At 52.7% G+C, this 24,631-nt stretch carries 26 protein-coding genes; 3 read left to right on the top strand and 23 right to left on the bottom strand.

Translation table 11 applies throughout. The features are described from left to right. Window positions 1–60: 60 nt before the first annotated feature. From IRJ17_RS17325 to IRJ17_RS17290, 8 genes are all read right to left on the bottom strand, one after another. Complete coding sequence (locus IRJ17_RS17325; protein ID WP_217021219.1) at window positions 61–627, bottom strand: thioredoxin family protein; 567 nt, start codon at window positions 625–627, stop codon at window positions 61–63. A gap of 74 nt (window positions 628–701) precedes the next feature. Next, complete coding sequence (locus IRJ17_RS17320) at window positions 702–872, bottom strand: YycC family protein (RefSeq protein ID WP_122965497.1); 171 nt, start codon at window positions 870–872, stop codon at window positions 702–704. 161 nt (window positions 873–1,033) lie between these two features. Beyond that, window positions 1,034–1,237, bottom strand: a complete 204-nt coding sequence (locus IRJ17_RS17315) for a hypothetical protein (RefSeq protein ID WP_173596587.1) — start codon at window positions 1,235–1,237, stop codon at window positions 1,034–1,036. Window positions 1,238–1,408: 171 nt separating this feature from the next. After that, window positions 1,409–1,942 carry a TlpA family protein disulfide reductase gene (locus IRJ17_RS17310; protein ID WP_122965436.1) on the bottom strand — a complete coding sequence of 178 codons (534 nt, stop codon included), beginning with the start codon at window positions 1,940–1,942 and terminating at the stop codon, window positions 1,409–1,411. A 24-nt stretch (window positions 1,943–1,966) separates the two neighbouring features. Further along, window positions 1,967–2,677, bottom strand: coding sequence for a cytochrome c biogenesis CcdA family protein (locus tag IRJ17_RS17305; protein WP_122965435.1), 711 nt, complete (start codon window positions 2,675–2,677; stop codon window positions 1,967–1,969). Window positions 2,678–2,952: 275 nt separating this feature from the next. Beyond that, the gene (locus IRJ17_RS17300) at window positions 2,953–4,185 is read right to left on the bottom strand and encodes an efflux RND transporter periplasmic adaptor subunit (RefSeq protein WP_122965434.1); all 1,233 of its coding nucleotides are present in this window, start codon (window positions 4,183–4,185) and stop codon (window positions 2,953–2,955) included. Between the two features lie 30 nt (window positions 4,186–4,215). Further along, a complete protein-coding gene (locus tag IRJ17_RS17295; RefSeq protein WP_122965433.1) occupies window positions 4,216–7,350 on the bottom strand; it encodes an efflux RND transporter permease subunit in 3,135 nt (1,044 codons plus the stop codon). Window positions 7,351–7,426: 76 nt separating this feature from the next. Beyond that, a complete protein-coding gene (locus tag IRJ17_RS17290) occupies window positions 7,427–7,813 on the bottom strand; it encodes a MarR family winged helix-turn-helix transcriptional regulator (RefSeq protein ID WP_063230942.1) in 387 nt (128 codons plus the stop codon). 209 nt (window positions 7,814–8,022) lie between these two features. Between IRJ17_RS17290 and IRJ17_RS17285 the strand changes: the two genes are divergently transcribed. Both IRJ17_RS17285 and IRJ17_RS17280 read left to right on the top strand, forming a co-directional pair. Continuing rightward, on the top strand, window positions 8,023–9,225 hold the full coding sequence (locus IRJ17_RS17285; RefSeq protein WP_122965432.1) for a sensor histidine kinase: 1,203 nt from the start codon (window positions 8,023–8,025) through the stop codon (window positions 9,223–9,225). Beyond that, window positions 9,222–9,899, top strand: a complete 678-nt coding sequence (locus tag IRJ17_RS17280; RefSeq protein WP_122965431.1) for a response regulator — start codon at window positions 9,222–9,224, stop codon at window positions 9,897–9,899. Before IRJ17_RS17285 ends, IRJ17_RS17280 begins: the two co-directional genes overlap by 4 nt. A 9-nt stretch (window positions 9,900–9,908) precedes the next feature. On the opposite strand, the gene IRJ17_RS17275 is transcribed toward IRJ17_RS17280, so the two are convergent. The 15 genes from IRJ17_RS17275 to IRJ17_RS17210 form a co-directional block, all read right to left on the bottom strand. Beyond that, on the bottom strand, window positions 9,909–10,409 hold the full coding sequence (locus IRJ17_RS17275) for a hypothetical protein (RefSeq protein ID WP_233454134.1): 501 nt from the start codon (window positions 10,407–10,409) through the stop codon (window positions 9,909–9,911). Between the two features lie 258 nt (window positions 10,410–10,667). Continuing rightward, window positions 10,668–12,029, bottom strand: coding sequence for a two-component system sensor histidine kinase NtrB (locus IRJ17_RS17270; protein WP_242771210.1), 1,362 nt, complete (start codon window positions 12,027–12,029; stop codon window positions 10,668–10,670). 492 nt (window positions 12,030–12,521) lie between these two features. Next, window positions 12,522–12,812, bottom strand: a complete 291-nt coding sequence (locus IRJ17_RS17265) for an antibiotic biosynthesis monooxygenase family protein (protein ID WP_122965428.1) — start codon at window positions 12,810–12,812, stop codon at window positions 12,522–12,524. An 80-nt stretch (window positions 12,813–12,892) separates the two neighbouring features. Further along, window positions 12,893–13,801, bottom strand: a complete 909-nt coding sequence (locus IRJ17_RS17260) for a hypothetical protein (protein WP_217021223.1) — start codon at window positions 13,799–13,801, stop codon at window positions 12,893–12,895. A gap of 89 nt (window positions 13,802–13,890) precedes the next feature. Then, window positions 13,891–14,553, bottom strand: coding sequence for a thiamine phosphate synthase (thiE, locus tag IRJ17_RS17255; protein ID WP_122965426.1), 663 nt, complete (start codon window positions 14,551–14,553; stop codon window positions 13,891–13,893). Further along, the gene (locus tag IRJ17_RS17250; RefSeq protein WP_173596583.1) at window positions 14,550–15,179 is read right to left on the bottom strand and encodes a thiamine phosphate synthase; all 630 of its coding nucleotides are present in this window, start codon (window positions 15,177–15,179) and stop codon (window positions 14,550–14,552) included. The genes thiE and IRJ17_RS17250 overlap by 4 nt, the downstream gene beginning before the upstream one ends. Further along, complete coding sequence (locus tag IRJ17_RS17245) at window positions 15,169–15,525, bottom strand: hypothetical protein (RefSeq protein ID WP_063230933.1); 357 nt, start codon at window positions 15,523–15,525, stop codon at window positions 15,169–15,171. Before IRJ17_RS17245 ends, IRJ17_RS17250 begins: the two co-directional genes overlap by 11 nt. 164 nt (window positions 15,526–15,689) lie before the next feature. Then, entirely contained in the window at window positions 15,690–15,821 is a 132-nt protein-coding gene (locus tag IRJ17_RS28195; protein WP_255679059.1) for a hypothetical protein, read from the bottom strand. Between the two features lie 55 nt (window positions 15,822–15,876). Next, window positions 15,877–16,293 carry a DUF3054 domain-containing protein gene (locus tag IRJ17_RS17240; protein ID WP_242771209.1) on the bottom strand — a complete coding sequence of 139 codons (417 nt, stop codon included), beginning with the start codon at window positions 16,291–16,293 and terminating at the stop codon, window positions 15,877–15,879. A gap of 93 nt (window positions 16,294–16,386) precedes the next feature. Beyond that, window positions 16,387–16,977, bottom strand: a complete 591-nt coding sequence (locus tag IRJ17_RS17235; RefSeq protein WP_217021225.1) for a GNAT family N-acetyltransferase — start codon at window positions 16,975–16,977, stop codon at window positions 16,387–16,389. 123 nt (window positions 16,978–17,100) lie between these two features. Further along, complete coding sequence (locus tag IRJ17_RS17230; protein ID WP_122965422.1) at window positions 17,101–18,627, bottom strand: tripartite tricarboxylate transporter permease; 1,527 nt, start codon at window positions 18,625–18,627, stop codon at window positions 17,101–17,103. A gap of 13 nt (window positions 18,628–18,640) precedes the next feature. Next, entirely contained in the window at window positions 18,641–19,105 is a 465-nt protein-coding gene (locus tag IRJ17_RS17225; RefSeq protein WP_122965421.1) for a tripartite tricarboxylate transporter TctB family protein, read from the bottom strand. 33 nt (window positions 19,106–19,138) lie between these two features. Then, complete coding sequence (locus IRJ17_RS17220; protein WP_173596577.1) at window positions 19,139–20,176, bottom strand: Bug family tripartite tricarboxylate transporter substrate binding protein; 1,038 nt, start codon at window positions 20,174–20,176, stop codon at window positions 19,139–19,141. A gap of 136 nt (window positions 20,177–20,312) precedes the next feature. After that, window positions 20,313–21,014, bottom strand: a complete 702-nt coding sequence (locus tag IRJ17_RS17215) for a response regulator (RefSeq protein ID WP_122965419.1) — start codon at window positions 21,012–21,014, stop codon at window positions 20,313–20,315. Beyond that, window positions 21,011–22,621: an ATP-binding protein gene (locus IRJ17_RS17210; protein ID WP_217021229.1), complete on the bottom strand. Its 1,611-nt coding sequence runs from the start codon at window positions 22,619–22,621 to the stop codon at window positions 21,011–21,013. The genes IRJ17_RS17215 and IRJ17_RS17210 overlap by 4 nt, the downstream gene beginning before the upstream one ends. A 114-nt stretch (window positions 22,622–22,735) precedes the next feature. Here IRJ17_RS17210 and IRJ17_RS17205 point away from each other — a divergent pair, with 114 nt between their 5' ends. Beyond that, the gene (locus IRJ17_RS17205; protein ID WP_242771207.1) at window positions 22,736–24,499 is read left to right on the top strand and encodes a UbiD family decarboxylase; all 1,764 of its coding nucleotides are present in this window, start codon (window positions 22,736–22,738) and stop codon (window positions 24,497–24,499) included. The last annotated feature ends 132 nt before the right edge of the window (window positions 24,500–24,631 follow it).

The raw sequence follows: 24,631 nt of genomic DNA, 5'->3' as shown, positions 1-24,631 counted from the left end.
AGCCTCTCTGCATGAAAATAGGCGGAGCCGCGACTCCGCCCTGTATGTTGTTCGCGTTTGTTAAATCGAGGAGAGCAGCTCTCTCAGTTCTTTGACAATGACTTGCTGGTAGCCCGCGCCTTCTCCGTACTGTTTGAGCATTTCTGCGCGAGCGACCTTGATGTTTTCTTCGTAGTCAGGGGCGTTGCGATCTGGGTTTTGCTGTTTGAACGCTGTCATGATTGCCTGTACGTGGCTAGGTCTCGGGCCCCATTTTGCCAGCACGTGTCCGCCTGTATCTGCGAAAATGACGACTGGAATGGCGCGACCGCCCATCGTGAGAAATTCATCCATCAGGTCGAGGTGGTCTTCCATGACCAAAATTTCAACAGGCATCTCTGTTTCTTTTAAAGCGTGGAGAACGACCGGCAAGTTTCTGACCACATCTCCGCACCATTCTGCTGCCAAAATCAAACATCTCAGATCATCCCGATGCTGCAACGAGGCAAAAAAGGCCTGGTCCTGTTCATCTGCCCAAGCAAACGCCTCCGACCAGTTTTGGAACGTATCCTGATTTTTGGTCATGCCTTCGATGAAAGCTTGCGGTTTCAACCCTGTGCGAAACTTGTGTGCGACATTTGCAGCCATTTGCTCTCCTCCAGTATATGTATGGACTTGTTCTTGTATCTTTTCCACGGCGGTTGCGAAAAGTCCTCTTCGCCTTACTCGGATGGGTCAGGTTCTTGCTTGTTTGTTTCCTGTTCCTGCTTGGCCAGTTCCATCATTTTTTGCAAAAGAATGTGTTGCGGCATGTGCATCAGCCGCTCCAGGGGAACGTTCAAGGCTTCTGCAAGCTTAACGGCGGTGTCCGGTGAGATTTGCAAGGGACGCATGAAAAAACAGCTCCTTTCTGTGCCAAATACGCTTTCTCCAGTATAATACATGGCGTCCTGTGCCGCCAGAGAGAGGCTTGCGCCCGAAAAGCACAAAGAGATAACCCCGCCGCTCCATCTGCTGGGATTATCTCCTGACCGTCGGGCGCCTCTGCCTCGCTCTACGCCTTTGGTTTGGTAAGAATACAGGGAACCCCGTTTCCGATCGCACCAGGCTGGGACATGCGCTCCAAATACGCCAAGCCACGCTCGCATTGCTGTTTGCACGCCAGGCATGTACTGGACGTCACGATTTTAAGATTCAACTGATTGGGATGCTGCCGACTGTTTTTCTTCTTTACTTTCTTGCCTTTGCCCTTGGCCATTCGCTCCCCTCCCTTTGCCCTGGTGCTCTAGTCTATGAAGGAGAACAACCCCGCTCTTTAGGCAAACATACAAAACGGAATGACCCTGTGCAAAATAGGCAGGCACTCCCAAGCGCGCCCAGCAAAAGAAAACCGCAGGCAAATTGTCGCCCGCGGTTCGGTTTCCACTCTTTATTTTTTGCCGTTCAAAAGCTGGCGAAGTTCCAGCTCCAATGTGCCTGCGTCGATCATCCCGATAATCTTTTTGCGGACGATTCCTTCTGTGTCAATCAGGTAGGTCGTGGGAAATGCCTGGACGAGATAGCGGTTCGACACGGAGCCACTGACATCCATCGGGATGGGAAAAGTCAGCTTGTAGGACTGCACAAACGCTTGCGCTGCCTCAGGGCTGTCATTGCTCGTGACATTCACCCCGTACATGTCGATCTGCCCGCCGTACTTCTCGTACATTTTTTGCAGGTCAGGCGCTTCCATCCGGCACGGCCCGCACCACGATGCCCAAAAGTTGAGAACGACAGGCTTGCTTCGCTTGCCCTCAACTTTGTACGTCTGGTTGTCCAGCCCGGTCAAAGTAAAGGACGGCGCCATAAAGCCTACTTCCGGTTTTTGTACGTTGGCTACGACTGGCGCTGACTCCTGGGGCTTTTCCCACACAGCTGCTCCAACTCCCGCAACAATCAGCACAACCAGCAACAGCTTTTTCATTTCGTCACCTCTGCATGACCTGATCTAAAATCCGGTAAAGCCTCCGAACAATTGAATGAGCACGCGAGTAATGTCCGTCAATTTGTCGGTGTACAAGAGCACGCCGAACAAAATCATGACGCCCCCGCCGACTTTCATGAATTGATCCGAATATTTGACGATCGCCTTCACTTTACTGATGAAGAATGTCATAACGAAAAACGGAATGGCAAAGCCGAGTGTATAGGCCAATGTGTACGTCAACGCCCGGGACGGATCGGTTACCCCAAGCACGATAATGCCGGAGAGGATTGGTCCCACACAAGGCGTCCATCCAGCAGCATAGGTCATTCCCACCAGTATGGACCCAGTATACCCCAAAGGTCTTGATTTTAAATCGACCTTGAAAGAGCGCATCATCCAGTCCATTTTAAACACTTGCAGCATGATCAGCCCGATAACGACCAGCAAAATGCCGCCAAGCTGCCGGATGAGATCCTTTTGATTGACGAACAGGCTGCCGATCCAAGAGGTAGAAAGCCCCAAGGCAATAAAAATGATCGAAAAGCCAATAATGAAAAAAAGCGTATGTAATAACGCCTGCTTTTGAAAAACCGCTCTTCCCTTCTTCACTTCATCCACGGTAACCCCTGTTATGTAGGACAAAAAGGACGGATAAAGCGGCAGACAGCACGGCGAAATAAACGAGAGAAAACCCGCTGCAAACGCCAAAAACACCGTAAGATTCCCAGTCATATGTACCTCCGAAAGGTTGTTTCATCCACTATATTCCTTATTGTAGCGAATCTTTCCCCCCTTCAAAAGTGGAACCGACACTTTGCCTTAAATCCGTGACATTTAAGGTTACGTAATATATATTATGTAACCCAACTTCTTTCCCAGGCAGCTCCTTCTTCGTTCCATGCAAAAAAAAGAGACGGATTTCCATCCGCCTCTTTTCGTTCTTTTGTTAATCACTCGCGCTTCCCTTACTCGAATTACAAGCACAAGCGCTGGCTGTACAGCCGCCTTTACTCCTGAACGCTTACCTTGCCGCCGTCCTGAAGCAAAGTGATTCCCGTTACGACAAGCTTGTCGCCTTCAGCCAGACCACTTGTTACTTCGATCTTGTCGCTGGAAGATTTGCCGGTGACAACCTCCACCTGCTTCGCAATGTCGCCCTCCAGTTTGAACACGAACTGTTTGCCGTCGCGATCAAACACTGCTTTGCGGGAAATGACGAGCGCTTTCGCTTCGCTCGCTCCCTCGGACGGGAACGTTACATTGACGACCATGTCCGATTTCAGCTCGTTGGCAGGATTCGGGATGCTGATTTCCACTGGATACGCTTTGAGTGCGGAATCCATCACAGGGCTGACCGCCGTTACTTTGGCATCAAGCGTCTTGCCTGTCGATTGTACGTTTACTTTTACGACTGTCCCGACTTTGACTTTGGTGATGTCTGCTTCGGACAGGTTGGCTTTCACCAACAGCGGATTCGTATTGACCACGACGACGACTGGCTGTTGGCCTGTCATTTGTCCGACTGCTCCGCTTACGCTGGAGACAAATCCGTTGATGGGAGAAGTCACAGTCGCATTAGCCAGTTGCTCGCGAGCGTTTTGCAAGCTGACAGCAGACTGTTTGGCAGATGCTGCGGATACTTGCACACCGGACTTTTGCTGGGCAACCTGCACACTTTGCTGGGCGTTGTCATAGGCCATCTGCGCGTTGGTTAACTGAATGTTCGCTTGTTCCATTTGCTGCGCTGAGATCGCACCTTGCGTGAAAAGCTGATTCATCCGCTGCTGGTTCACCTTGGCATCGGCCAAAGCAACTTCCGCCTGCTTCAGTCCGTTTTTCGCCTGCACCAAGCCTTGATCGGAACTGCTTCCAGCCTGATTCAAGCTTGCCTGCGCCAGCTGGTAGGCAGCTTCCGCCTGCTTGACGCTGTTGAGCAGTTCTTTTTCATCCAGTTTGAACAACACTTGGCCTTTGGTCACATACTGACCGAGTTTGACAGGCAAAGAAGTAATTTTCCCGCCCATTTTCGGGGAGATTTGCACCTCTTCGCTCGGTGCCAGTTTGGCCGTCAGACCTGACTCGGTTGTCACAGAACCTGTCGTCACCGTTTCAATCTGCACAGGTGTTGCCGCCGCTTCCGCCGTTTCTTGCTGTGCTGGTTCCGCTTGCGGGCTGGAACAACCTGCCACGAGGCTGATCGCCAATACGGCCAAAATGACGGGTTTTATGCTAAGTTTCATGAATGTCCCTCCTCATCCCACAAACGCTTCTTACGATTCCAAAGCGGGAACGGTTTTCTTTTGTTTCAACAGTTTCTTTGCTTTGCGTTTCTCGCGTCTTTCCCGACGCTTTTTGCCCATATCGTCAAACCACGCAGTCACGACCGGCACCAGAACCAGTGTAATCAAGGTGGCAAAACTCAGACCAAAAATAACCGTGACGGCCATCGGAGCTTGTGTCTCTGTACCCGAACCGCCCGAGAACGCCAGCGGTCCAATCGCGAGAATCGTCGTCAGTGTCGTCATCAAAATCGGACGCAGACGGATTGGTCCGGCGTGCAGAATCGCTTCGCGCAGCTCCCAGCCTTTTGCCCGCAACTGGTTGATGTAGTCGATCAACACGATCGCGTTGTTCACGACCAGACCGATCAGGAGAATGTAACCGATCAACACGGATACGCTGATCGTCGTTCCTGTCACCAGCAGTCCAAGCAGAACGCCTGTCACTGTCGGCGGAACCGAGAACATGATGATAAACGGACTGTAGAACGATTCGAACTGGGCAGCCATAACCATGTACAGAAGCACTACGGAGAGCAGAATAGCCAGTGCGAGACTGCCGAACGATTCAGCCATGTCCTCGCTTTGTCCGCCAAACTCCAGTTTGTAGCCATCCGGGAGGTTCAGCTTGTTCATTTTCGCCGTAATTTCTTGTGTAACAGAGTTCAGGTCGCGCCCTGCCAGATCACTCGTAATTTGCACTTCACGCGTCAAATTCGAGCGGTTAATCGTCAACGGTACGTCTACCTTGCTAATCGACGCAACCGATGTCAAAGCGATTTGCGCTCCACCTGGCGCAGCAATCCGCAAGTTGTTCAAGTAGTTGATATCTTCCTGATAATTTTCCGGCAGCTTCAAGTTAATGTCAATCTCATTGTCGCCTGTACGGTATTTGGTGACCGTTTGACCTTGGAAGGCTGTGCGGACACTGGAGAGAATCTGTCCAGTTGTCAGTCCGTACAAGCTCGCTTTTTCAGCGTCCACTTTCACTTCAAATTCTTGACGGGACGCTTCCAGACTGGTGGTCACGTTGCTTGTGCCAGGCACTTTCTCCACTTCGCCTTTGACGATCGAGCTGATGTCTTTCAGGACAGCCAAATCGTCACCGCGAACAGTCAGCTGGATCGGCGAGCCTGTGGACATGCCTTGTGCAGCGCTGACCTTGATTTCCGGTCCGGGAATCGTTTTCAGCTGATTCTGCAAATCCATGACAATCTCATTGGAGGAGCGTTTCCGCTCAGTCACATCGACGAGCATCAATGTGATCGTCGCCTGGTTGGAGGACAGTGTGCTCGCAATTGGCGAACCGTTGCTGCCGATTGATGTTGCCACAATGTCTTTCTCCGGCACTTTGTTTACGATGTCTTCAATTTGCTTCGCGACTTTTTCCGTCTCAGCCAGAACTGTACCGTTTGGCATTTTGATCGATACGGAAATCTGCCCCTGGTCCATGCTCGGGATGAACTCTGCGCCGATCAGCGGAGTCAGAGCCAGCGAGCCGACCATCATGATAACCGAGGAGAACAAAACGGTTTTTCTGTGGCCCAATGCCCATACCAACAGTTTTTGATAGCCTTTTTCCACTTTGCCAAAGCCGATGTTGAACCAAGTAACCGGGTTGATTCCCCGATAGTTTTCGTGATTCGCATGATTCGGTACTTTTTTCAAAATACGCGAGCTGAGCATCGGCACCAACAGGATCGAGAAGACGAGTGCCGCAATATGCGAGTACACGACTGTCAATGCCAGCGGGCCAAACAGCTCGGATGCGATCCCTTCCGTCAGGGCAATCGGCAAAAATACGCAAATTTGCGCCAAGGCAGACGCCATAACGGCTGTACCTACTTCTTTGGAACCGGTGAGCGCCGCTTCCATCATGCCTTTGCCTTGTTCACGCTGGCGGAAAATGTTCTCCAGCATAACGACCGCAAAGTCAATCAAGGAGCCGAGACCGAGCGTCAAACCGGATAGCGAGATCAGGTTGATCGTCTGTCCTGTCATGTACATCAACAGGAAGGTCGCGACAATCGATACAGGCAACACGATGACAGCGATCAGCATCGATTGCAGGCTGCCCAAGAAGAAGAACAGCAGGATGATACCGACCAGTCCACCGAGCAGCGCGTGTTCTGCTGTCGTGTAGATCGAATCTTTAATGTAGGTCGAAGTGTCAAGCGTCGTGATGATTTCCATATGTTCCGGAAGATCGGCTTTGATCTTTTCCAGCTCTGCTTTCACCTCGTCGGCAACCTCGATCGTGTTGCCGCCAGAAGCCTTCGTAATGGAGATGCCAAGGCTCGGCTTGCCATTTACGTAGCTCAGTTGCGTGATGTCTTCCAACGTATCTTTTACTTGGGCGACGTCGCTCAGACGAATCGAGCTGCCTCCCACAGAAATCGGCGTCAGCGCAATTTGCTCGACGTTGGCAAATTCACCCTGAACACGGATGTTCATTTTGCTGTCGCCTTCCCGTACAGAGCCAGCGGAACCGGACAGATTGCCGCTTGACAGTGCCTGCTGGATTTGCTCCAGAGACAAGCCGTACGCAGAGAGCTTGGCTGGATCTACAATCACATCCACGACGCGATCTTGACCGCCGCTGATGGAAGCAGCCGCGACGCCGTCAATGCGCTCCAGGCGCGATTGGATCATATCTTCCGCTACTTTTTTCAGCTTGTTGACATCCTGCTCACCTGTAACGGCGAACTGAATGATCGGCTGACTGTTCGGGTCGATGCGCAGTACGCGCGGCGCTCTTGCCGAATCTGGCAAGGCTCCTCGCACCTGGTCGACTTTTTCCCGCATGTCGAGAGTAGCTTGGTCGAGGTCTGTTCCCCAGTTAAACATAAGAATGACCTGTGAAGCCCCTTCAATGGAAACAGATGAAATGCTGTCCAGGTTCGAGACCGTACCTAGCGCATTTTCTATCGGCTTCGTCACCAGTTTTTCTACCTCGGCAGGCGAGCCCCCATCCACGGACGTAACGACCACGGCAACCGGGAAATTCAATTCCGGCATCAGGTCGATCGCCAAACGAGGCAAGGAGACGAAACCGAAAATCAGCATGGCCACGGTCAGCATAATCATCGTGACCGGGCGTTTAATCGAGAGTTCAGACAGATTCAAATCCACTCACCTCTTCTAGAAAACTTGACATGGCCAATCGTTTCCTTTGGGCATCGTCGTTTGCCCAAAGTGACAATCAGCCGGTTATTTCCTTCTTTTGGGAGAACAATTCTTGCAGCGCATGAAGAGATGAGATCGCGTGAGGATCTTCCAGCTTCATTTCCTGTTGTTCAGACACGCGTTCCGTCAACGATACCCAGACAATTCGACGGTCGGTTTGATCCCGAAAACGACGCACCAGATTTTCCTGCTCCATCCTGTTGATCAATCCTGAAGTTGTACTGTACGAAAGATCGACAGCCTTGCAAATCTCCCCCATTGTCTTAGCACCGCTGCTGATCTGTTCCAAAATCAGCACTTGCTGCCAGTTCAGCTCGCTTGAGTCCAGTTCTTTTTTGGAGATTGAAGTAAACAAGGCGCTCGCTTCTCTCAGGAGCTTTGCCAACTGAATCAGTTCTTTCATGAAAGCCTCCCTCACTATCCCTCATGACCCATACTCATCCTAGCCAATCTTAATCTTTATTTGCAAGATTTATTCTACCTTTCGTCATGGGTAGTGAAGTCTATCAGCAGGTTGATTTCCAGGTGGACGGCGTCTATCTGGAGATAGACGACACCCCATGCTAGAATGAAAGTAAATGATCATCCGGCCAGAGAAAGAAGGACATCTGTTTGCTGAAACTGAGTATAAAAGCAGTTCAAAAACGTTTGCTGATCATCTGGTTCTCCATTTTGATTGTGCTTGCCTTGTTGCCTGACTCGTTCATGCGCGAGACTCCCTTACAGTTTTCACTTACGATTGTACTATTCTTTTGTTACATTGTGGTCTTCTGGATTTCAAAAAGGAACTGGAAGCCGTACCAATTTGAGCTAGTGACGATCATGCTCGGCATCATGTCTTTGCTAAAAGGCATTGTTGCCGGGGGAGAAAGCTTCGGATTGATGCTACCGCTTGCGGTGTTTATCGGCTTTTACATTGAGGGACGGCGTGCGCTGGCTTACGCGACTTTTTTTGGCGCGTGCACCACGTTGTTTTTGTATTTTGACGGCATCCTTAAATTCCCGCATATCATTCCGTTTATCCTCACGTACATCGGCTGCTATATCGGTGCGCGCGGATACCGGATTCAAAACGAAGCGTACAAAACCAATCAGTCCCATCTGGAAGAGCTGCAAAAGGCCCATACGGAGTTGCAGGAAGCCCACTCCCAGCTGCAAGAAGCCGCTCTGCATTCTTTGCAGGTAGCCGTTCTGGAAGAAAGAACGCGGATTGCCCGGGATATTCACGACGCTTTGGGTCACAGTCTGACCTCGCTGATCGTCCAGTTGCACGCCTTGAAATACATGCTGCAAGACGGCCCGGAGCACGCGCAGGAAGCGGTGCGCAACATGCTCGGTGTAGCCAAACAAAGCCTGGACGAAATCCGCACCTCCGTGCATACGCTCGCCATGGATAAAACGTCGCTCGGACTGACTCCGCTGCGCGCGTTGCTGTCCCAGGCCCAAAAACATACCGGGATCAAAATGGAGCTGCTTTCCGCCGATCTGGACATTCCGCTCTCCCAGGAGCTGACGATCACGTTTTACCGAATTTTACAGGAAGCAATTACGAATACATTGCGCCACTCCAACGCGAAGGAAATTTTGGTTATGATTGAACAACGGGGCAATTCGCTGTTTTTCTCGATTCAGGACGATGGCAACATTACGCCCGAGGATCATATCCAGCCTGGATTTGGGCTGACGGGAATCGCCGAGCGGATTAAACAGTTGAACGGCAGCCTGTCTTACTTCGCAAAAGAACCGCATGGATTCAGACTCGATGTCACATTGCCAATCGAGCATTTGGAAAAAGAAGGGAGCATGCGAACATGACCGATTCAACCAAAAATATTCGTGTGGTCCTCGTAGATGATCAAACTATGATTCGCCAAGGGCTGGGGTACGTGATCCAGATGCAGCCGGATATGCAGGTAGTCGGGGAAGCTTCGGACGGGGAAGAAGCCGTGGAGCTGGTGGGGAAAATCACGCCGGATGTCGTGCTGATGGACGTCCAGATGCCGAAAAAATCAGGGATCGAAGCAACCCGAGAGATCATGCGCATGCATCCCGCCGTCAAAGTGTTGATTTTGACTACTTTTGACAATCACAATTACGTCGTGGAAGGAATCCGCGCTGGCGCCGTCGGCTATATGCTCAAAGACGCCGATTCGCAGGAGATGCTCGATCTGATCCGCAGAGCCTCCCAGGGGGAAGCTCTCTTCCATACGGTAACAGCCGCCAAGGCGCTCGCCGAAGCATTGAAGGCTCAGCCAAGCGTCGCGGACGTGACCGTTGCCCCCTCGGCTTTGCTCGACGAGTTGACAGACCGCGAGCTTGATGTCCTCCAGCAAATCGCCTACGGGTATCGCAATGACCAGATCGCCCAAAACTTGTTTATATCGGAAGGCACAGTAAAAACACACGTCCACCGCATTTTACAAAAAATGGGTGTGGAAGATCGAACACAGGCAGTCGCCAAGGCTCTGCGGCTCAAAATTGTAAAATAACGGAAATTTTCAGACAGAGACATGCAGGGCGATGCGAGTGCCGTCGTCCTGCAAAGTCCACAGCGACATCCCCTCTTCCAAACGAGCGATAGCCATGGCCTCTTGGACGGCAACCACGGCTTTTTCCAGATCGATCACGCGGCAGCAAACAGCAAGCTTGCCCTCGCTGTCATCTCCTCCATCGCAATGCCCATTTCCGGTTTTGCCGAGACATTCATCCAGCAACTGTTCAATGAAATAGCGCATCTCCACATCTGATTCCGACAGATGCGGGAAGCAAACGATCAGCTTTTGCAAGTCTTCTTCCGCAAGCTCGACGTAGCCCTTCTCCTTCATTTCTTCCGCCCAGACTTTCAGGACGTGCTTCGGCTTTCCCTCGATTTGTTCAGCCACAATCGCGTAATGGTCGCCGATTTCTCCCACATGACCGTAATGTACCGAATACAAACGGTCTGTTTCGTCATACCATACTTCCCAGTAGCTCCACCTCTTTTCGTTTTTCAGCAGCATGCGGATCACTTGATGTTCACTCCGTTCCGTCTTTTTGTAAATTATTCCACTGAACGACACGGTTTGACAACAACTCGACAAAAAATTGATTCAAAAGACTTGCAACCTTTTCAAAACAAAGGACTACATGACCAGTTTGAAAACTAAAAAAGCGATTTCTCTCCGTCTTTTGACGCAAGGAAAGGCCGCTTCGACCCAACTGTGTTTTCGTGCATGCAAAAAAGACGGATGAATCATCCGTCTTTTGCTCGTGTCTGCTTATGTTCTCGCTGCAACAGATAGCGGCAGGCGAATTTCAAAACGTGCTCCATTCAATCGCGGCGAGTTCTCCGCAAAAATCTCGCCCCCGTGATCGGCAATGATTCGCTGTGTCGTGGACAAGCCGAGCCCCGTTCCCTCTTGTTTGGTCGTGTAAAACGGCACGAACAAATTTTCCAGACAAGCAGGACTAAGACCTGGTCCGTTGTCCTCCACGACGATGACGACTTGGCTGATCGAGGCGTACACGGTGACGCGCACAACGCTGCCTTGTGTCAGCAAAGCTTCAAACGCGTTTTTCATGATATTCAGGATGGCCTGCTTGATCCGGGAACGATAGCCAAAAACGTACCATTCACCGGGTGTAATATCCAGCTCCAGTTTGATGCCTCTGCGATTGGCTTCTGGCTCCAGTAAACGAATGACCCCATAAAGCTCGTCCAGCACAAGAAAGCGCTCGGAAACAATTTTGTCATCCCTGTACCGGGCCAAAACCAGCACGTCATTCAGCAAACCGTCAATGCGCTCGATCTCCGTCAAGATGACGGAAAAATACGACTCGCTGCGCGCAGAATTTCCTTGCTCGCGCAACAGTTGAATAAAGCCTTTGATCGAAGTGAGCGGATTGCGGATCTCGTGCGCCATCCCGGCAGCCAATTGCCCGACCGCCGCCAGTGCTTCCCGCTTGTTCAGCTCTTCTTCGTATCGTTTGTTCTCCGTGATGTTGCGAAGCACAGCGATAGCGCCCCACATTTCGCCCATGTAAAAAATCGGACTGGTGCTGACTGTCGTCCACTTCGAGTTGTACTCTGCCATGTAATGGCCCGACTGACCGCGCTCTACGACCCATTGCACAAAGCGCTCGCTCTCATGCGGCAAAAATGCTTCATCGATGTTCTTTCCAATAATTTGCTCGCGTTTGACGCCAAACAGGTGGCACAGCGCATGGTTTGCCTCAATGATTTTCAGACTGCGGTCAATCATCAAGACAGCGATATCGCTCGAATGCAAAACCAGTTGTACCAGCTCTTGCTCGGCAAGGACGGCAAACTGTTCCCCTTGCGCCTTTTCCACAGATGTTCGGGTATTTTCTCGTTGTTTTTCTTCATTGTAGATGCTTACCACTTGTGCGATCAACTGATCCATCGCCTGATAAAAAGCGAATTGTTCCCGCAAAAGCTCCAGCTGCTCGGCTTCGCTCGAAACGAATGTGGCAGCATCATAGTTCATCTGCTCCATGATGCTGTCCCGGCATACTCGGATGCACTGTACCAGGGTGGCAACATTCAATCCGTGCAGGAAGCACTTGTAAGCCATTTCGTTAACTTCTTGTTCCAAAGCCGTAGAATCGTTTGATTTCACGGCTTCCGCCCAACGAATAAGCAGTTGGACTAGCAAAGCCTCAGTTTGTGCGCGGTCTCCCAGAAGCGAAGCAGAGTGGTCGTGTTTATCAGAAAGAAAGGAAAACGTTTTGGCCACCGCAGCAGGGGCCAAATGAGTAAGATACTTACTTATTCGATTTTTCAAAACGCTCTGACTCCTTTTCTTCTTGCTTCATTGAGGCCATCGTTCAAGTATGTATAATAGTGATTCTATTATGGACACAAAACCGACATGATGTAAAGCAAAGTGTCACGCAAAACAGATAGATTCTCGCGATGCGCTCCGCCATCCTGGCACCCGGGTTTGCTTGGATGAGCGGTTGCTCATTTTCACAGCAGATGAAACCGCTTTCCTATCTCCTTCTATCATATCACGATCAAGCATGAGTTTGGTAAAAAAACCTTTATTGTTCAATCATTACGAAAAAAAGCATTTGTCCAGCAAAGACAAATGCTTCTTTTTGCCTACATTCTAGGAGTTAGCTTTCACATGGTAGTTGCGCAAGTCCGATTTTACCGGACTGTTTTGGTTTGTCCCAGAATGGGCCCGCTTGAAGGCTTCGCTTTGCGTCCAGTTTTGGAATGATTCCTCGTCTGTCCATTTGGTGAAGACGATATACTCATCTCCTTCTGTTGGAGCCAGGAAAAGAAATTCAAGGAAACCGGGAACCTCTTTCATCCGTTCGCCACCGCCGCCAAACGCCCGTTCGAGGTGGGATTGGTAGTCAGCAGGAACTTTCAGCCTGTTCATCGATACGTACATGCTTGTCCACGTCCTTTTCTAAATGGGTTACCCTTCCATTATACAACGTCCTTGCCAAAAACCAAAAAACCGCAGACGCTTCAGTCACGCCTGCGATTGATTTGTTGTTCCAGCATAATGTCCATCAGCAATGTGTCCTGCAAAGGGTCTTTTGGATCGACGGTCAAAAGGGCTGCCACTGCCGCCATGGCGCAGCGCACGGATTGGTATGAGTAAAAAGCATCGCGTTCGGTTTCACTAAACAAAGACAAGTCGGATCGCTCCTGAACCGGGTACGGAAAGTCCGTCTCCACACCTGCCCGATCCAGTACGATCAGCGCCTGCTTGATGGCGAGCAACGCTGCGCTGACGCTTAGTCCATACTCCTTGCGCAAGTCATCCCATACTTGAAAAGCGGACTTTTCCACTCTCTCCTGATTCGGTCGCGAGATGATCCCTGATTTGCGCCCTTCCTTCAATAGCCAGTCGACGAAGATGTCGTGCCGCGGTGGAAACGCATACACTTGCAGCTTCATTTCCAACTCGGTCGGAAAATCTTTGGCAAAGCGCGCGTGAGCCAATGACATTTCGTATCGTCTGGAAGGATGGCCAGGCACTGTGACAAAAACCGTATCCTGACGAACGGCGGCAATCTGCAGCTTCGTTCTGGCTGGAATCCTGGCTTGGGGCGCTTTTTCCCGGCGAATGTTGCCCGGAATCAACTCCGTTCCGAACTGGTGATACTCCAGGGGAGAATCAATCCACGGAATCGGTTCGCGGGTTTGAATTTCGTACAGCCCGTTAAACGTGACCCACTCGCCCGGACGCCGCTGACTGCGAATCAGGACAGCATGGACTTCTTTTTCCGGCGGCACATCGGCATCCTGATCGTCTGATGGTGGCTGGAGCCGTTTATGTTCAATCAGGATGCAATCGTTCATGTACAGTCGTTCAAGCAACTCCCTCTTGCTGACCCATTCGTATCCGATCCGGTAAATCCGATTTTTCATCGGTTCCACCTCCTTCTGGTCGCCAGTATCGGGTTCCTTCTTGAATGAGTAATGTTACCCTACCATATGTATTCGTCTCTTTGTCCGTGCTAGATCGATCGTACAATCCGCAGCAAGTCTTCCGCAGCCTGCTTCGGCGATTCGGCTCTGCTGATCGCACTGATCACGGCAACGCCATCTGCCCCGGCCTGGCATACTTGCTTCGCGTTTTCGAGAGTGATGCCCCCGATTCCGACAATCGGCAGCTCAGCGCCAACAGCCTCGCGGATTTCCCGCAGTCCTGCCGGCCCGATCGGCTCCCCGGCATCTGCCTTCGAAGAAGTGGCAAACATCGCTCCCACTCCGATGCAGTCCGCTCCGCCGTTTTTCGCCGCAATCGCTTCCTCTACCGTGCCTGCCGATATCCCGATGTACATCGCTTCGCCGACCATGGCTCTCACCTCGGCCAAGTGCATGTCATCCTGTCCGACGTGGATACCGTCTGCTTGCAAGCGAACGGCCAAGTCTACATCGTCGTTGACGAAGAACAACGTCTGATGCTCGCGGCACAGCTCCTGGAGCTGCCGTCCGAGTTCGCAGCGTTCTTCGGAAGTCAGCTTGCTGCCTTTGTCACGAAGCTGCAACGTGCCCACTCCGCCCGCAAGCGCCTCGCGAACGATCTCCACCGTTTTCTCGCGCGAAAAGCCGCAATCTTGTGTGCCGATGACAAAGTAAACGCCCATTTTGTCCCGAAGTGTTTGCCTGTCTCTCATCTCGCATTCCCCTCCCAGCGATCCAACGCCTCCCGATAGGCCAAAGCAGCCAGCTTCGCATCTGTGGCATCGGTAATTCCTGATAGTACAGCAACTCCAGCGCAGCCTGCTGCAAGTACCTCGCCTGTGCGCTCTGGCGTAATCCCGCCAAGCCCAATGACCGGGATCGTCCACGCTGCGGTTATTTTCGCCAGCTCGAACGTTCCTCTCGGCGCGAGGTTTGGCTTGGAAGCGCTTGGATAAATATGTCCATACAAAAGATAGTCTGCCCCTGCTTCCGCCGCCTGTTCCGCTTCCTCGTAGGAATGGACAGAGCGTCCCACCTTTTGTTCCGGTTGCAAAACTCGCCGGGCATCGCCGACCGCAAGACTGTGATAAGCCAGATGAGCGCCAGCACAGCCTGACGCGGCACTTACATCGACCCGATCATTGACGACAAGCGCAGAGAGCGGGACGACATTCGCCAGCGCCCGAACCCAGTCCATGCATTCTTTGGCTGTCCGCTGCTTTTCGCGAATATGCAGGAAATCCATCCCTCCCGCATAGGCAGCCTCGGCCATTCGCATGACGCTTTCCAGCGACTGTTTGCCGCTTGTGATGACGTGAAGCTGCTTTCTAGTGCGCATCCGCTTTGGCACCGCCCCCGGACAAAGCCGTCAAGCATTCCTGAAGCCATTGCGTCGTCTTTGCGTCATTGCCGGCAGGTGCCGAAGCGAGCAGCTCCACGATAAGTCTTCTCAAAAAAAAGGCTTGCTGCACCGTCAGTGGAAAGGTGATCGTTTTTGGCTTTATCTCTTGCTTTTCCAGCGTCTCCACTCCGGCCAAAAGCATATCTCCGATCGACTCTACCAGCTCGCGAACCTGTTCGTTTTTGCTCAGTTCGTCGTAGCATCCGTCGTACAGTCGACACAAAATGAAAAATGCCTGTGACGACAAGGTCACCGGCTGTACGTCATGCATCGGTTCCGTCATACGGTTTTCCCCTCCACTCGCTTGAAAAACAAGACCTATTATAACACATCTTGCTGCTTGTCGAACGATTTGCCCAGGCTGACTCTGTCAGTTTCTAGCCATTATGCTGGCGCCTGTATTTCCCGAAAAAAGGCTGCGTGCCCATGAAAAAAACCGCTGAATGCTCAGCGGTCTTTGGCAGTACCTTCATTCCGATCGTTGTGCTGGGATTGGCGCAGGTTCGTGTTTTGATCGTTATGATCCAACGTTTTCCCGCGATTTTTGCCCAGGTCCTTGCTGTTGTTGTTCTTGCCCAAATGATTCACCTCCTGCTGTCATCACAGGATAGCGTAACCAATTTGGGACGGTTTATTAGTGAACAGTCTGATGTCTCGTCTTTTTCCACAGGAGATGGACGATGGCAAAAGGAAGACGCCAGCCTAAGAGAAACGCCAAAGTCACAAAGTACGCGACGGCAGCAAAAATCAGGGTGATCGGCACGCCCGTCCACCAGGCGCGGATCAAAAGGCCAATCGGTGCCGCGAGTGTCCACGTGAACAGCATCGTGAGCAGTTGCCGCCACCAAGATGAATAGGCCCGCTCCCCATACGTGCGAAACACAAACATGGCGACGATCCAACCGATTAAAAATGGCGCCAATGTCTCGCCTATTCCCCAAATCGTGACAGGCAGATTATGAGCCAGCTTCCCATAGTAAGCAAACAGCAAAAAGGCGACAAGATCCCCGACAAGCAACACGAAGCCAGTCGGCAAGATGCGGAGTCTCATGTATACCCTCTTTTCTAAACGCATGTGGAGTTTTCTCCAATGTTCACCCCTATTGTACACAGGAGAATCTGCGCCTACAATCGCTACGCCCTTTTATTCACCAAACAGCAACAATTCCAGCCGTTCCTTCACTCCCGGCCATTCGCTGTCGATGATGCTGAAGTACACCGAGTCGCGGAACAAGCCGTCCCGTCTGATCATGTGATTGCGAAGCACGCCTTCCCGGATGCCGCCGATCCGCGCAATAGCCCGCTGTGAGTTGACATTGCGCGCATCGGTTTTCAGTTGGACGCGAATACATCCCAGTTGCTCGAAGCAGTGCCGCAGCAAGAGCCACTTGCACTCCGTGTTGACGCCCGTTTTCCAGACGCTGGGGGTCAACCAGGTGAAGCCGATTTCCAGCCCGCGATCTTTTGCCGAAATCGCCAAAAATCTCGTGCTGCCAATAACGGTGCCGTCGGCGCGATTGCGGATGGCAAAAGGCAGCTCCGTTCCGGTTTCCTCCATTTTCAGCGCATTCGCGATAAAAGCCTCTGCGTCCGCCAGCGTTCGAATCTCGACAGACATATTGCTCCAGATTTCCGGAAAGTCTCCGGCTGCGAAAATTCCCTCCGCATGCTCGGGACGCAACGGTTCCAGTCTTACGAGTTTTCCTTCGAGTGTAACGGGTTCGATCGTCAACATCATCGTCTCTCCTCTGCTGTTCTGCCTGCTTGCCCAAACAGAACAGCTTCGCTAAATTTTTCCTATGATAAGGGGAGAGGCAACACCTGTCAAGGTTGAATCCGTGAAAATCGGCCCTGCGCTTTACGCTTCTTCATTAATCACAACGGTTTTTCCCCGCCGCTTCATGACGAGCGGCACGACCAGCCAGGCGAGGGCACATACAAGAAAGAGCGCGGAGAGTGGTTTGGTGTAAAAAATCGTGAAATCCCCGTTGGAAGTCGTCAAGGCACGGCGCATGTTGTTCTCGATCATCGGGCCGAGTACAAGACCGAGCACAAGCGGAGCGAGCGGGAAGTCGTTTTTGTTCAGAAAATATCCAGCCAGACCGCACAGGACGAGCAAGATAAGGTCAAACGTGCTGATCTGTACCGCGTACACCCCGAACACCGAGATGGCGATAATCATCGGGAGCAAAAAGTGCGGTGGTGTCTCGATAATTTTGGCAAAAATCTTGACCAGCGGCATGTTCAGCACGAGCAACATCAAATTTCCGATAAACATGCTGGCGATCAGACCCCAGGCGATTTGCGGGTGGTCGCTGAACAAAAGCGGCCCTGGCTGCACATTGTACATGAGCAAAGCGCCCATCAAGATCGCGGTTGTCCCGGACCCCGGGATGCCTAATGTCAAAAGCGGGATCATCGCTCCGCCTGACGCGGCGTTGTTGGCGGACTCGGGAGCAGCCACTCCGGCAATCTCGCCTTTTCCGAAGCGCTCCGGGTGCTTGCTCCACTTTTTCTCCAAAATGTAGGAAAAAAACGAGGCCAGCGTAGCGCCTGCACCAGGCAGGACGCCGATGAAAAATCCGAGCAAGGAGCCGCGAGCAATCGGAGCAGCACTCTCCTTGAGATCCTGCTTGCTGGGCAGAATCCGCCCGACTTTGATGATTTCCTGCGCAGATTGATCCCTTTCCAAAATCGTTTTGAACACTTCTCCGAGCGCGAACAATCCGACCGCTATCGTCAAAAACTCCAGCCCTTGGTACAGATCGGGAATATCGTACGTAAACCTCGCCACTCCCGACACGTTGTCGATCCCGATCGTTGCCAGCAAAAGTCCAAGCACGGTCATCATCAGCGCCTTGGTCATCGACTTGCCTCCGAGTCCGCTTACCGCGCACAGTCCGAGCAGCATAAGCGAAAAATACTCCGCCGGGCCGAACTGCAACGCCATATCAGAAAGCGGATCGGCCAAAAACACAAGCGCGATCAGCGCAACGATGCCTGCTACAAACGAACCGATGGCGGCAATCGACAGGGCCGCCCCGGCTCGCCCCTGCCTTGCCAACTGATACCCGTCCAGCGTCGTGACAACCGAAGACGATTCACCGGGCGTGTTCAGCAAAATCGATGTCGTCGATCCTCCGTACATCGCCCCGTAGTACACACCTGAAAGCAAAATCAGAGCGCTCGCCGCCGCCATCTCGGGGGGCAAGCCCGCCGTAAGCGATGCCGTCACCGGCATCAGCAAAGCCACGCCGCTCATCGGGCCAATCCCCGGCAGCACGCCTACAGCCGTCCCGATCAGCACCCCGATAAACGCATAAATCAAATTTTGCCATTGGAATGCAATGAGAAATCCATCTGCCAAATAGTGCAGAGCGCTCACTATATGTCCCTCCTTAGACGCTCAACCAGGCAGGCAGCCCCGGCAGCGTCCCTTTCAACAGTTGCACGTACACCACGTATACTCCGACGGAAAACGCCAGGGAGACGACAAGCGATTTCAGCTGACTTTTGCTGCCCATGACCAAAAATGTTGCATAAAGGAACAAAGCCGTAGCGATCACATATCCGATCATTTCCAGAAGCAGCACGTACAACAACGTCGCGGCCAGTATCGTGAAAAAGCGCTTGTACATTAGTCCCGCTTCCGCTTTGGAGTCAGAACGGTACTTCGACTGGAAAGTTTCCCAAAACAGGCGCAGGCTGAGCACGACAAGCAGTAGGCCCAAGCCGAGCGGGAACAGATTCGGGCCAACCTGGCTGCCGTATGCGCTCGTGGAGATATACTGGCTCTGCGTGATAAAAAAAGCGCCGATCAGGGCAAATGCGATACTGCCGTAGCGGTCAAATCTCAGATTCATGACAACCTCCTTCTCCCCCCAGCAGTCAACGCCTTATTTCGCCATGCCGAGCGATGTCAGCAGCTCTTTTACTTGCCCATCCTGCTCTTCCAGGAAGGTGGCAAAAGCAGCGGCATCCTTGTATTCGCTCTCCCACCCGTTTGCAGCCAGCTCCTTTTTCCACGCTTCACTCTCTGACAGTTCTTTCAGCTTGCTGTCCCAGTACGCCTTGGCATCTGCTGGCATGTTTGGCGGGCCGAACACCCCTCGCCAAATCGTGAAGACGGCGTCGATTCCTTGCTCTTTCAATGTGGGAACGTCTTTTAACTCTCCGCCCATCCGCTCTGTTGAAGTAACGCCGAGCACCCGTACTTTGCCCGCCTTCACGTATTCTCCGACGCCGGACGCGTCTGTCGCAATCATGTCCGCATTCCCGCCGAGGAGCGCTGCAATCGCTTCTCCGCCGCCATCGTAGGAGACGTATTTGACGATTTTCGGGTCAATTCCGTACTTGGCAGCGGGCAAGACGCTTACGAGATGATCCATCGATCCGGGCGCTGAACCGCCAGCCAGTGTCATTTTCGCAGGGTCTTTTTTCAGCTCTTCCAAAAAGCTTTTCATATCCTGGTGCGGCGAGTCAGCCCGGACGACCAGAGCGCCGAAATCTTTCGTCATTTGCGCCAGCGGGGTCACATCCTGGAAGCCAAACGGACTGTTTCCCTCTTTTTTGTTGTGGTTGATGAGGATCGGGGGCGAGCTGACGAACAGCTTGTAGGCGTTGCCTTTGTCCTTGCTGACGTACTCGGCCATAAATACGGTTCCGCCGCCGCCAGGCTTGTTCTCGACCGTAATCGCTTCGGTCACCAGCTTGCTCTCGTTCAACACTTTGCCGAGTGAGCGGGCTGTTTTGTCCCAGCCGCCTCCTGCACCAGAGGGAGCGACAAACACGATCGGTTTTTCCGGATAGGCAGATGCAGCAGGTGTCGGCTGGGAGCCTTGCGTGGACGTGCCGCTTCCTGCACCGCCACATGCTGCCAGAGCCAATGTGATGAACGCCGACAAAGTGATGATCACGCTTCTCTTCTTTTTCAAACAAAAATCCCCCTTCAGCCCGTTGTTTTTGTAAGCGCTGTCACGCTTGCCATTAACGTATCATGCGGGATTCGGGGGGAATAGTTTTCGTGCATAAGTTATATTTTGAAAATTAGCAACTTTTTGTTCATATTGTTCACGCCTGCTCGGGCAAAAAACGGTACTTCCGCTCTGGCCTGCCGACACTTCCGTAGATCAAATCAGCCCTGGCCTGCTTCTCCTGCACCAAATGCTCCAAATACCGTCTGGCAGTCGTGCGGCTCGTGCCGATTTCGCGGCCGATTTCTTCTGCCGAGACGCCTTTGTCTCCGGTTTGCCTGATCGCCTCCATGACTTTTTCCAGCGTCAAAAGGTCGATTCCTTTTGGCATGGCTGACTCCCGCCCTTTGGGGCTGAGGGAACGTCTGGTCATGATTTGGTCGATGACGTCCTGGTCTACCTCTTTTGCCTCTCGCGTCCGCAGCAAATGGGCGCGATAACTCTCCAGCCGCTCCCGGAAGCGCTCAAAGACGAGCGGCTTGACAATGTAATCAAAAACTCCGCCACGCAGCGCCTCCTGAACCATCTCCATCTCTTTGGCTGCCGTAATCATGATGATATCTGCATCCCGATAGTGCTGACGGATGTACCAGACCAGCTCGGTTCCCAGCATGTCAGGCAAATAGACGTCCAAAAGCACCAGGTCAGGCCGCGTGCAGGCGAGCAGCTCTTTGGCATCACTGCCATTGGTCGCCGTAGCGATGACTTCAAAGCCATCCAGTTTGCTGACGAATCTTTTGTTAATGTCGATAATGCGCAAATCGTCCTCGACGATCAGCACTTCCAGCTTTTGCTTCACTGTCCTTCCTCCTTTCTCTTTGGCAGCGACACCGTAAACAGCGCCCCGCCCCAATCACTTTTTCCCACGAGAATATAGCCGCCCATCTCTTCGATCATGCCGCGCACTTTTGCCAGACCAAGCCCGCGCTCCTCCCCTGCTTTCGTGGAAAAGCCGTAGGCAAAAATCGCATCGCGCAGCTCATCCGGCACGCCTGGCCCGGAATCGGCGATTTCAAACAACAGCTCTTCCCCCGTATCTGCCAAGTAAATGTCCACGCGCTTTTGCTGGACGCCCGCTTCATTGACGGCTTCGAGCGCGTTTTGCATCAGATTACCGAGCAGCACGATCACTTGCTGGCGGTTGATATGCGGCGGCAGCTCTTTTACCTCGCTGTCCTGATCGATGACAAACTGGATTTTCAGCTCCTTCGCGCGGTTGTGCATGCCGAGCAACAGAGCGCCGATCATCGGATCAGGGATTCGCCTAGCGACAAAGAGGATCAGCTCTTCCTGCGCAGAAGTCTCGCTCGTGATCAGTTCGATGGCCTCCTGTACCGAACCGAGCTGCAACAGTCCGGAAATCGTATACAGCAAATTGTGAAACTCGTGGGTCTGTGCGCGCAGCACATCGGCATAGCGTCTGACTTGGGACAGCTCCGATGTCAGCTTGTCGATTTCCGACTTGGGCCGAAAGCTGCTGACGACCCCGACGACTTTGCCGCCAAGCTTGATCGGGAGACGGTTGACGATGATTTCCTTGCCGCTGGTAATCGTTTCGCGGTCAAGCTGCTGCTCGCCCGTCTTCAACACATCGGGCATGCGGCTGTCCGGCAGCACGTCCCAAATTTGCTTGTGGTGGATGTCTTCCTCCGGCAAATCCAGAATGCGGATCGCCGCCTTGTTCATCATCGTGATCCGATTGTTCCGGTCAATCGCCACGATCCCCTCCCTGACAGATTCGAGCACGGCATTGCGTTCCACGTACAGCGCCGCAATCTCCTCCGGCTCCAGCCCTAACGTCAGCCTTTTCAAATAGCGGCTGAGCCAGATCGCAAAAGCAATTCCGCAGACGAGTGCGATGAGCGTGAGCAAAAGCACTTGCAACTGATAGTCGCCAATCGCTTCCTCGATATCCTCCAGCAAAAAGCCGACAGACACAATCCCGACCACGGCGCCATCGTCGTCGCGAATCGGCACTTTTCCGCGCAAGGACGGCCCCATGCTGCCAATCGCCTTGGAAATATACGATTGCCCATGCGCAAGTCCCGGCTCATTGTCGCCGCCCACCATCGATTTGCCAATGCGATCCGGGAGCGGATGCGCATAGCGAATGCCTTCCCGGTTGCCTACGACGACAAATTCCGCGCCTGTCTGCATCCGGACGTTTTCCGCAATCGGCTGAATCAGCGCGGACGGGGAGGCAGTGTCAAAAGCTCTGCGCAACTCGGGATCGTTGGCGACGATCTTCGCTACGCTCAGCGCCTTCTTCCCGATCTGGTCCTCAATCGAGGAAGCGACCATCGAAGAAAACACGGCGCCAACTGACGAAATAATCAAAATAATGCCGACAGTCACGAGCAAAATCATTCTCGTTTGCAAAGACATCGCTTTTCGGGCAGTCGTCACAAATCGCTCACCTCTTGGTTCATCTTACCATTCCAAGCCGATAAAAAGGTAGCTTCATCGCCTGCGTTCGTGTACAGTTAAAAGGGAATTACGGGGATGTGGAGGTATCTAGAGATGCACGCGAACCTTCGTTCGTTCATAGAACAATTGCGCCGCGCCGGACAAGTCGTCGAGATCGACGCACCAGTCGATCCGAATCTGGAGCTGGCCGAGATTCATCGCAGAGTTATTGAAGAAGGCGGGCCTGTCCTGCTTTTCACGAATGTCAAAGGAAAATCGTTTCCCGTGGTCACGAACTTGTTCGGGACTGTAGAGCGGGTCGATATGGCTTTTGGGCCAAAGCCCGAGGCTATCGTCCGCGAACTGGTGCACGGGATGGACAAGCTTTTGCCGCCGAAGCTCTCCGGTTTGTGGGATCTGCGCGCTCCGCTGCTGGAAGTGATGCGCACCGGAACCAAAACCGTATCGGCTTCCCAAGCGCCTGTGACCCAAATCGCGACGACAGATGTCGATATGACCAAGCTGCCTGCGCTGACGAGCTGGCATCTGGATGGCGGACCATTCGTCACGCTTCCGCTCGTGTACACGGAGCACCCTGATACGAAAGATCACAATCTGGGGATGTACCGCATCCAGATTTACGACAAAAACACGACAGGGATGCACTGGCAAATTCAAAAAGGCGGCGGCTTCCATTACCATGAAGCTGAAAAAAGAAACCAGGCTTTGCCTGTTACCCTTACAATCGGCGGCCCTCCTGCCCTGATTGTTTCCGCGATCGCGCCGTTGCCTGAAATGGTGCCTGAGCTGGTTTTCGCCTCGCTGTTGATGGGGGACAAGCTGAAAATGGCTGAAGTGCCGAATCATCCGCACCGGATCGTCGCTGAGGCCGAATTTGTGTTTGCCGGGGAAGTGCCGCCGCACGTTAGACGTCCTGAGGGCCCTTTTGGCGATCACTTTGGGTATTATTCGTGGGAGCACGATTTCCCTGTCTTCAACGTGAAACAAATGTGGCACCGCAAAGACGCCATCTATCCGGCGACTGTCGTAGGAAAGCCGCGCCAGGAAGACTACTACATCGGGGAATACTTGCAGCGTCTGCTGTCGCCGCTTTTCCCGGTCGTCATGCCAGGTGTAAAAGCGCTCTGGACGTACGGCGAGACGGGTTTCCACGCTCTGGCCGGAGCCATCGTGCGCGAAAGCTACTATAAAGAAGCGATGGCCCACGCTTTCCGCATCATGGGAGAAGGGCAACTGACGCTGACCAAGTTTTTGATGGTCACAGATGTGCCGTGTGACCTGGGCAACTTCAAGCATTTTCTGGAGATCATTCTGGCGCGCTTCCAGCCGGAACGCGACCTGCTCATCGTCAACGATACGTCGAACGATACGCTCGACTACACCGGACGCAAGCTGAACCATGGCTCCAAAGGAATCATGCTCGGCATCGGCGATCCTGTCCGCGAGCTTCCCCGGGAGTACAAAGGACACGGCATCCCGGGCATTTCCGATATTCGCGCTTTCTGTCCCGGATGTCTCGTGATCTCCGGACCGAGCTTCACCGACCGGCCGGAGCTGGGCGAAGAACTGACGGCCTATCTCAATGAAAATCTCGCGGACTGGCCGATGATCTGCATCGTGGATGACGCGGCGATCGCCGAGAAGCAAAGTAGCTTCCTCTGGACCGTCTTTACCCGCTTCGATCCGGCACACGATCTGTACGCGAAATCGACGATTGTTCGCAACAAGATTCGTTATGAAGGGCCACTGGTCGTCGACGCGCGGATGAAGCCATTCTATCCAGATGAAGTCGAAACGCTACCCGAAATTTCGGCACTGGTCGACAAACGTTGGAATGAATATTTCCCAAAAGCATAACGCTCGTACTTGCTGCTCGCCTGGAACATTTCCGTTCCAGGCGTTCTTTTTTCCCCGGCAAAAAGCTGGAATTAGGTCTTCTCTCCCCCAATATAATGTTACAACTTGTATTCGAGACAAACTGGGGGCGGT

The organism is Brevibacillus parabrevis, assembly GCF_022701015.1.
Lineage (GTDB): Bacteria > Bacillota > Bacilli > Brevibacillales > Brevibacillaceae > Brevibacillus > Brevibacillus parabrevis.
Note: the sequence above shows the minus strand (reverse complement) of the source record. Positions and strands in the feature narration are given on the sequence as shown.

Excerpts from the sequence above, each read along its gene's own strand:
- IRJ17_RS17325 (WP_217021219.1), bottom strand. The coding sequence starts at position 627 with ATGGCTGCAAATGTCGCACACAAGTTTCGCACAGGGTTGAAACCGCAA.
- IRJ17_RS17320 (WP_122965497.1), bottom strand. The coding sequence starts at position 872 with ATGCGTCCCTTGCAAATCTCACCGGACACCGCCGTTAAGCTTGCAGAA.
- IRJ17_RS17315 (WP_173596587.1), bottom strand. The coding sequence starts at position 1,237 with ATGGCCAAGGGCAAAGGCAAGAAAGTAAAGAAGAAAAACAGTCGGCAG.
- IRJ17_RS17310 (WP_122965436.1), bottom strand. The coding sequence starts at position 1,942 with ATGAAAAAGCTGTTGCTGGTTGTGCTGATTGTTGCGGGAGTTGGAGCA.
- IRJ17_RS17305 (WP_122965435.1), bottom strand. The coding sequence starts at position 2,677 with ATGACTGGGAATCTTACGGTGTTTTTGGCGTTTGCAGCGGGTTTTCTC.
- IRJ17_RS17300 (WP_122965434.1), bottom strand. The coding sequence starts at position 4,185 with ATGAAACTTAGCATAAAACCCGTCATTTTGGCCGTATTGGCGATCAGC.
- IRJ17_RS17290 (WP_063230942.1), bottom strand. The coding sequence starts at position 7,813 with ATGAAAGAACTGATTCAGTTGGCAAAGCTCCTGAGAGAAGCGAGCGCC.
- IRJ17_RS17280 (WP_122965431.1), top strand. The coding sequence starts at position 9,222 with ATGACCGATTCAACCAAAAATATTCGTGTGGTCCTCGTAGATGATCAA.
- IRJ17_RS17275 (WP_233454134.1), bottom strand. The coding sequence starts at position 10,409 with ATGCTGCTGAAAAACGAAAAGAGGTGGAGCTACTGGGAAGTATGGTAT.
- IRJ17_RS17265 (WP_122965428.1), bottom strand. The coding sequence starts at position 12,812 with ATGTACGTATCGATGAACAGGCTGAAAGTTCCTGCTGACTACCAATCC.
- IRJ17_RS17260 (WP_217021223.1), bottom strand. The coding sequence starts at position 13,801 with ATGAAAAATCGGATTTACCGGATCGGATACGAATGGGTCAGCAAGAGG.
- thiE (WP_122965426.1), bottom strand. The coding sequence starts at position 14,553 with ATGAGAGACAGGCAAACACTTCGGGACAAAATGGGCGTTTACTTTGTC.
- IRJ17_RS17250 (WP_173596583.1), bottom strand. The coding sequence starts at position 15,179 with ATGCGCACTAGAAAGCAGCTTCACGTCATCACAAGCGGCAAACAGTCG.
- IRJ17_RS17245 (WP_063230933.1), bottom strand. The coding sequence starts at position 15,525 with ATGACGGAACCGATGCATGACGTACAGCCGGTGACCTTGTCGTCACAG.
- IRJ17_RS17240 (WP_242771209.1), bottom strand. The coding sequence starts at position 16,293 with ATGAGACTCCGCATCTTGCCGACTGGCTTCGTGTTGCTTGTCGGGGAT.
- IRJ17_RS17235 (WP_217021225.1), bottom strand. The coding sequence starts at position 16,977 with ATGTTGACGATCGAACCCGTTACACTCGAAGGAAAACTCGTAAGACTG.
- IRJ17_RS17225 (WP_122965421.1), bottom strand. The coding sequence starts at position 19,105 with ATGAATCTGAGATTTGACCGCTACGGCAGTATCGCATTTGCCCTGATC.
- IRJ17_RS17205 (WP_242771207.1), top strand. The coding sequence starts at position 22,736 with ATGCACGCGAACCTTCGTTCGTTCATAGAACAATTGCGCCGCGCCGGA.